The following is a 7,179-nucleotide window of genomic DNA, read 5'->3' on the forward strand; positions in this document are numbered from 1 at the left end:
CAAATACTATTTAGCCTCTCCGTTGAGATCTCATCTTCCAGGATCACAATCCGATTGGTACCAACAGAGGTAAATGCCAGAAAAAGAAAAATAAAAAAAGATGAGATGGCGACAATCCCGAAATCCGCGGGAGTGAGTAATCTCGCTAGAATTAGCGTACTTACTAACCCTAAAATACGGTTATACCAGGTGGCTATCATTGCCCACTTGGCACCAGAAATAAGTGCGCTGCTATATTGTTTATTCATCATGCAGTACCAGGCATGGCTTCCCTATCCATACACAATTACTCATTTACAATGCCAGCTGCCTGGGAAGCATTGGCTGTCCATCCAGCTCATCAATAAACCAACGAACAAAATCTCGGGTATTTGATACAAGCTGATCCGTTTCCCTTTCATCCCTGGTATAGGATGTCAATGCAGGCTTCACACTGGGCGAGTGAAGCGACAATATAAATTCACGCTGACCAATTTTCTGCTGGGAGTAGGTCAGCTGCTGCATTTCTTTAAGGGTAAAACCTTCGGGCGAGAGGCGATACCGGCGAAGCCTGAGGCATTTTCCGATGACTTTTTTGACCAAGCTTTTTTGCCACTCGGTAAAGACAGCCGAGTGCCTGTTGGCATAATCCTGGAACAGCGGTACAGCCGATAGTATCGAACAGGTATGGGGGAAATAAGTGATGTCATCCCGCTCAAAAATCTTGTTCCCATAACCGCTAAAGTCGGGGCCATCCTGGTGGGTAAAGTCACAATAGGCGCTAATGCTCAAATCGACCTTGTAGCCCAGCTTTACCAGACTACGCGCCGTATTTTCACCGATCCCATATCGGCCGGCCAGGTATGTCACCGGGCGGGTGCCAGAAACTGACTCTATCTTTTCCGTCAGGTTTGCCAGTTTTCGATATTCCTGCTCTTTGGATAAGTTTCCCGGGTACGTATTCACATCGGCAACCGTACCGTCTTGTTCAACAGCCGCGAGCGGCGGATTAACCCAGGGGTGCAAATGGGCGGCAAACTCGATCTTACTGTCAGCCAGGCCGCGGTACTTCTCGACAACGGAAGCCCCCTCCTTACTTGATATAAAAGGATAATCCATCGCCAAGGTTACTTTGGCCCCTGCGTCCAACAGCCTATCGATCAGTGCCATTAACTCTCGATGATGAGTTACCGACTGATTCGTCGCCTTGGCGCCTTTATCCCAGTCAAACTCTTCTTCTGCGTGAATGACTACCGCGAGCCTGTTGGCCATAGCATGCCTCCGAAACCAATAAATGCCATCTACATCAAATTTTTCTTCTTATTGATAATGGCACAGCTCACAGTTTTTAACCAAATCACAACAAAAAAATCACATATTACATTTTGTGTTATCCAGTAATGTGAAAGAGATAAGTGACTCTTAATTGAACATTCTTGTTGCGGGCTACCTATACTGATTGCTAATGGCGGCCATGGAGAGGCATCCCCCCCTGTATGGCCAACCGCAGTGTTGACCTGGCGAGGGAAACGAATGTTCTTTACGTTAATCGTGCTTATGGTCTTAGTTTTACTGGGAGCTCCTCTTTTATCATTTGCCCAGCCAGCTCCGCTCCATAGCGATATACTGCCGTTTGGCGAAACAAACCGCTGGCCGACAGTTGGCCCTCACTGGCCGGAGATGAGCGCTCATATTCGCCGCCCTGATAATGCTATTTTCGTTTCAGATTCAATAATGCTTATCAAGGCCCTAGCCGATGTACTGCCCGGCCAGCAGATCGTCTTGCTAAACGGAGACTATCCGATCAGCAGCAAACGACTCCGAACGACCAAGCTGCTTCCGACGAAGGAACGGCCAATCACCCTACGCGCCCTGGAGCCGGGAAAAGCCACGTTAGAACTCGATAGTCTTGAAGGCCTCTACCTCAATCATCCATACTGGCGTGTGTCGGGTCTGCGCTTTGTCGGCAAATGCAAACAACAGTCACGCTGCGAGCATGCCATTCATGTGGTGGGCAACGCCAGCCACACCCTCATCGAACATAATGAGTTCATCGACTTTAATGCAGCGATAAAGGTAAACCGAGACAAGGATGCATTCCCCGATCACGGGGTTATTCGCCATAACCACTTCTTTTTCACCGCTGCCAGAGATGTCACAAAGCCCGTCACCCCCATCAATGTCGATCATGGCAACAACTGGCTAATCAGCCGTAATATTATTCGCGACTTTATTAAACTGGGCGGCAACCAGGTCAGCTATGGTGCCTTTATCAAGGGAGGATCGATTAAAGGGACTATTGAAAATAATCTTGTGATCTGCAATTCCACACATCAAGACTTTCACGGCTCTCGAATTGGCCTATCTCTTGGTGGTGGGGGAATGGCACAGCAGCACCGCAGAGAAGAAAATAGCGCAGAAACCGTTGGTGCTATCGTACGAAGCAACATCGTTATCCGTTGTAACGACGCTGGCATATATATAAACAAAGGCAGACAGTCGACGGTAAGCAATAATACCCTGTACGGCACTCAGGGAATCGATATTCGATACCCCCAGTCTGATACCTTTGTTGCCAACAACATTTTAAACGGCCACATCAATCAAAGAGATAACGGTAAGGCAGAGTTAGAGGCCAACATGATTAGCTCCAGGCGATTCTGGTTTGGCAAGGAGAAGATTGATAGTTGGTTTGTCTCACCAAGCAGTGGCAACTTTTCCATCAAAACAGAGCAGGTCAGCCAGCAGCTCCATCTGGACGCTATGCCCTATCAATTGCTTCCGGGCCTTGAAAACAAAGATTTTTGCGGCAATAGCATCACGAGTACTGACAGGTTCAGAGGCCCTTTCAAAGCGGAGAAGGACTGCTTCCGCTAGCTATCCGCTGCTTGATATTTCTCAGAGAGTTTTCAATCTTTAGCGCCAGGTGGGGCTGCTGATAGTGATAGGTCGCAACCGAAGACTCGCAATTAGCAAAGGTCTTCTTATAACGGGTTACTCCCGCCATAAAATCATAACTGTCCATCCCCATTGCCAAAGCCTGCTTAATAAGCAGGTAATGCGCCGTCAGTCCCGGCTTTAAATGTTTGTCCTGCAACTTATAGTTCAGCGCACTCAGATAAAAATAAACCTGATTACCATAGTGGAAGTTATAAATCACCCCAATAGGCTCATCACCGGCGTAAAGCGTGTGAAGAACCACCTCACCGGTCTCTACCCCCCGCCGAATCAAAGTATGATGGAAGTGCTTAAACTTGGGATAGGTGAAGCCACTCTGGCCAGGCATCGCTCCCCAGCGCTCAAGATGAAAATGCTCGGCAACGGCAAACATGCTCAGCGCCGCTTCGACCGATGCGGCGGTATCTATGGTTATCTCGCCCAGACTCTCATACCTTTTCAGGCTTCTCTTAATCTGATAGCGGCCACTTCGCGATAGGCTCTGTTCCAACGACATGCTGTCCGCCCGAAGCTGGTTGAGATCGAGCTTATAGGCCACTGAGTCCCAGACACACCGGCGTTCAACCCCGAGCCTTAGTGCGCTATCAAAAATACCGGCCTTGGTTGCCCCGACAACTAAAGTGCCCCGACCAACCAAAGAAAGGAAGATTTCTGACAGCATAGCGGAACGCACTTTTTCCGCACAGACAGGCAGTAAAAGGAAATCATTGTACTCCATACACAATTTATCGCTTTCAGGATCGCCTGTCTGGTGTAGAAAGTAATGCCTCCTTGAATCAAAAGGCAGTCTGCTCTTTTTAGCCACCAGAATACCGAGTCCGACGACCTCATTCCCGATTCTGGCCTCGACAAGGTAACAATCATCGACACAACTATCTAACCATGAACCAATCCATAACCATGACAGAAAAAAATTCGGCTTGGCCTGCGCTTCAAGCTGTTGCCACGCTTTGGCAAGTTTCTCTCTGTCAGGATTATAAAAAACGTCGCATTGCACAGAATCATTTCCAAGCTCCATGGAGAATTGCCTCATCGATAAGACTCAAATACCTTTTAATCAACATAAGCATAGCAGCAAGCTCACCAGTCAGTTGGAAGGGAAAAATTAAAATCGGTCAAATATTGCCCTGCTGGCTATTATAAGAACGATGAACTTTTTTGATCCTCTGGGAACGCGTATGAAACAGACAAACAATTTACTGCCCGAAAAGAGGTGCCACGGGACGACAGTCAATGTTTGTTGAACGCTCCCCCCTTCTTTGGTTAGCACTGGCCTGCTACTGCCTTTTCATCACCTATGTCTCCCTTATGCCCGGCCAGGAGGAGGGGGAGCTCACCGACCTCAAGCAATATAAAATACCGCACCTCGACAAACTGCTTCACATTGCGGCCTACTGGCTCTATGCCCTACTGGCGCTGCTCGCGACGGCCAAAGTGAGTCAGAAGCGCTGGCTGATAAGTAGCTTGCTGCTTTTGCTGATATTGCACGGTGTGGCACTGGAATACCTCCAGATCACACTGACTCTCAATCGGGAAGCCTCACTGCCGGATATCATCGCCAACACTGCTGGGGTTCTTCTTGGCTACTTCACCATGCTGGTTTATCACATCTGCCAAGCTAAGGGCAGCCACTAAATCATCAGCTCCGACTCGTCTTTCTTCATCGGATTGAGCCTGTACAACCCTTTTCTGATTAGATGTGGCACCAGTTTTGAAATCGGCAAGCGCTTCAGGTGACCTCTTAAATAGAGCACGAACAATAACCAGTGATCACCAAATTCATGATGAGCCGGAAATACCGAGCTGAACACCTTGGTAAAAGCCGGGTCGAGCAAGCGGAAGACGAGCTGACTGGGCTTAAACTGTTCATAGAAGCTCACCACTTCGTTTGGAATCTCAAGACGAAAATACAAGCGGCAATAGCGAAGCGCAAAATACATACACTCACCATTTCCTATTGAGCGCTGCAACTGAATGAGCTTATTCCAGAAATCCGGCTGCAGACTAAAGCATTCAATCAGCTGAAAAATATCAAAAAGATCTCTCACCCCTTTATGAAACTCGCTCTCATAAAAAAGGTGTATCGCACTGTGGAGGACCATGGCCTCAGGGCTAAGCACCCGAGCGCCGCTATTGTCGGGAAGTGCCAGGGTGTGGCTATGCAAGGCAGCAGGATCTGGGCCGTGGCGTAGCACTGACGGCAAAATATTAAAATGCACATCCAGCTCTGTCTGCCGTTCAAAATGTCGTAACGGCGGGATCTCCTGCGAATAATCCCGGTAGAATTTATCATCGTAGTCCGTCATTTTTTTATGCAGCCAACCATGTGCCATCAACATCTTCTCGGCGGCTTCGATCTGTGACTGAGGAACCAAAATATCAATGTCACTCATGATCCGGCCCTGCAGACAAGCAAGACCCGAAAGCTGATAGGCCGCTCCCTTCAAGTACACCCAGCGCACCCCGAGTTGACCGAACAGCGCACTAATATGAGTGTGCTCCTGTTCCAGTAACCTGATTTGATTGGTATAGGAGTATTGAGCTGACAACACATGCCGCTGAAATTCAACCGGAAGATCAAACCAGATATCAGCCTCATCACACAGCCACTTGAGCTGTGCCAACATATTGTAAAACCGGGCCTCGGCAACAATTTGCGACAGCTTACGAGGGTTCATGGAAAGCAAAAGAGCGGGGCTTCGAAGAATATCGACCAGTTTTACCGCCGTTATTTTTTTCATCAATCCCATCCCTGATTGCTGCTTCGCAATCTGCTAACTGGTTATATTCTATGTATATTGCATCCGTATCCTGGACGACCTGTTTGGCGCAGGCAAATCCCACCCGATTCAACAAACCAAAATTGAAACTATTGCTGATCAGTTCCATCAGGGCTTCGCACTTTTCAACCTCTTCGACATAACACTGCTCGTTGGCCGAGTACCTTACAAATACGATGAGCGATATCGGCGCAGTGATATGGGCATTAACCACGCTCGATGCCGGCGGCTTTATCAAACACACTTTGCCTTTCGTAGTATCAGCGATTTCCTCACTAAAGCTTGTCGAAGGAAAAAAATCTCGTGCCAGATCAATGGCTACATTTTTTAAGTTAATCGGCCGAGCCAAACCATGTAGCTGTCTGGTTTCAGGACAGATTAGCGCCAGCTCATCCGAAAGTAATCGCCACCCCTGAGAAACCAGGTAGGCGCAGAGAGTACTTTTTCCAGCTCCCGAAGGGGCTGAAATCATGATCCCCTTACCGTTTTTCTCCAGGGTAGCGGCATGAATAATCAAATACTGGTGCGCATGGTTTGTGATCAGCCAGTTCATGCCCCACTCCAGCATTGCCGGGGCCTGATTGAGCGGAAGCGGTTTGAAGGGCTCGCCACCATTAAAATAAAACCGGGCCTGGGGCTTTATCCAGCGACGACCCAATACCCCCGGCATAATGGAGACGTTAAAATCAACAAAATGTGAGTCCGAGGCATCCAGCAGGGCACCTTGGTAATGGGTTTGCAAATAACGCTGAACACTTGGAATAGATGTCCTGACCTCGGTAATAAACGGGCCGCTTTTCAAATAGTACCACTTCGTTGAAGAGAACATCTTGCGGGTCCTTAGCTGGGCAGTAGGATCTGCATTGAGAGCAGTTGCTCAATGACTTCCGACGTGGATTGGGGGTGCGTATTCATAAAATAATCGAGTTCTTCACCACGCCAGCCCGCGTCACCGAGCCGCTCAAGCAGGGTCACGACAGAAATATCACAAAGCATCGACTCAGATGTAAACGGGCTATAAATCACACAGCGTGATTGATGCTTGAATGTACAGAGTGCAACTGAAAACTCACTATTAAGCACAATATGTTCAGGCAGACTGTTCGGCATGCGCCCCCTTACTATCCGTTAGCTCCACAGCTGCAGCTGGCTGATGAGATCTGCAAAGGCTTTTTTGATGGCAGGCGATCGCTCGTTAACACTGGCATGGCTATTAAGCTCATCAGCCAGCTTAGAAGCCAATACCATGATCATTTCTATCACGGCACTTTCAACTTGCCGGGTATTGTAAGGATAACGAATAACACTGGAGGAGAAATAAGCATTCAGATAGGCAGCCACCAACACCTGGTGAAAATGTCTGGGTCGCAAGGATACCTCGACCGCTTCACCTGATCCGCTCGATTCGGTAGGCTCAAAAGTCAGCGCCAACCTAAACTGGCCACCACCATGAGCACCAAGT

At 48.4% G+C, this 7,179-nt stretch carries 9 protein-coding genes; 2 read left to right on the top strand and 7 right to left on the bottom strand.

All coding sequences use genetic code 11. The annotated features are described in order from the left end of the window. Nucleotides 1-251: oligosaccharide flippase family protein (locus tag MHN01_RS11505; protein ID WP_239411480.1), on the bottom strand; the 251-nt coding region annotated here is incomplete at its 3' end. A 43-nt stretch (nt 252-294) separates the two neighbouring features. Then, a complete protein-coding gene (locus MHN01_RS11510; RefSeq protein ID WP_239411481.1) occupies nt 295-1,251 on the bottom strand; it encodes a hypothetical protein in 957 nt (318 codons plus the stop codon). A 261-nt stretch (nt 1,252-1,512) separates the two neighbouring features. Between MHN01_RS11510 and MHN01_RS11515 the strand changes: the two genes are divergently transcribed. Continuing rightward, nucleotides 1,513-2,856 carry a chondroitinase-B domain-containing protein gene (locus MHN01_RS11515; RefSeq protein ID WP_239411482.1) on the top strand — a complete coding sequence of 448 codons (1,344 nt, stop codon included), beginning with the start codon at nt 1,513-1,515 and terminating at the stop codon, nt 2,854-2,856. Here MHN01_RS11515 and MHN01_RS24660 read toward each other — a convergent pair. Continuing rightward, nucleotides 2,828-3,934, bottom strand: coding sequence for a GNAT family N-acetyltransferase (locus MHN01_RS24660; RefSeq protein ID WP_239411483.1), 1,107 nt, complete (start codon nt 3,932-3,934; stop codon nt 2,828-2,830). The two genes, MHN01_RS11515 and MHN01_RS24660, sit on opposite strands and share 29 nt — an antisense overlap. A 236-nt stretch (nt 3,935-4,170) precedes the next feature. On the opposite strand from MHN01_RS24660, the gene MHN01_RS11525 reads away from it, so the two are divergent. Next, the gene (locus MHN01_RS11525) at nt 4,171-4,572 is read left to right on the top strand and encodes a VanZ family protein (RefSeq protein ID WP_239411484.1); all 402 of its coding nucleotides are present in this window, start codon (nt 4,171-4,173) and stop codon (nt 4,570-4,572) included. On the opposite strand, the gene MHN01_RS11530 is transcribed toward MHN01_RS11525, so the two are convergent. From MHN01_RS11530 to MHN01_RS11545, 4 genes are all read right to left on the bottom strand, one after another. Further along, on the bottom strand, nt 4,569-5,678 hold the full coding sequence (locus tag MHN01_RS11530) for a nucleotidyltransferase family protein (RefSeq protein ID WP_239411485.1): 1,110 nt from the start codon (nt 5,676-5,678) through the stop codon (nt 4,569-4,571). The genes MHN01_RS11525 and MHN01_RS11530 overlap by 4 nt on opposite strands. Continuing rightward, the gene (locus tag MHN01_RS11535; RefSeq protein ID WP_239411486.1) at nt 5,602-6,546 is read right to left on the bottom strand and encodes an HprK-related kinase A; all 945 of its coding nucleotides are present in this window, start codon (nt 6,544-6,546) and stop codon (nt 5,602-5,604) included. The genes MHN01_RS11530 and MHN01_RS11535 overlap by 77 nt, the downstream gene beginning before the upstream one ends. Before the next feature lie 11 nt (nt 6,547-6,557). Then, nucleotides 6,558-6,827, bottom strand: coding sequence for a hypothetical protein (locus tag MHN01_RS11540; protein ID WP_239411487.1), 270 nt, complete (start codon nt 6,825-6,827; stop codon nt 6,558-6,560). Between the two features lie 18 nt (nt 6,828-6,845). Then, on the bottom strand, nt 6,846-7,179 hold a 334-nt coding region (locus MHN01_RS11545), incomplete at its 5' end, for a hypothetical protein (protein ID WP_239411488.1).

The organism is Photobacterium sp. OFAV2-7, assembly GCF_022347985.1.
Classification (GTDB): domain Bacteria; phylum Pseudomonadota; class Gammaproteobacteria; order Enterobacterales; family Vibrionaceae; genus Photobacterium.

Bases quoted from the DNA above. Each gene is read 5' to 3' on its own strand.
- MHN01_RS11510 (WP_239411481.1), bottom strand. From the start codon at position 1,251: ATGGCCAACAGGCTCGCGGTAGTCATTCACGCAGAAGAAGAGTTTGAC.
- MHN01_RS11515 (WP_239411482.1), top strand. From the start codon at position 1,513: ATGTTCTTTACGTTAATCGTGCTTATGGTCTTAGTTTTACTGGGAGCT.
- MHN01_RS11525 (WP_239411484.1), top strand. From the start codon at position 4,171: ATGTTTGTTGAACGCTCCCCCCTTCTTTGGTTAGCACTGGCCTGCTAC.
- MHN01_RS11530 (WP_239411485.1), bottom strand. From the start codon at position 5,678: ATGAAAAAAATAACGGCGGTAAAACTGGTCGATATTCTTCGAAGCCCC.
- MHN01_RS11535 (WP_239411486.1), bottom strand. From the start codon at position 6,546: ATGTTCTCTTCAACGAAGTGGTACTATTTGAAAAGCGGCCCGTTTATT.
- MHN01_RS11540 (WP_239411487.1), bottom strand. From the start codon at position 6,827: ATGCCGAACAGTCTGCCTGAACATATTGTGCTTAATAGTGAGTTTTCA.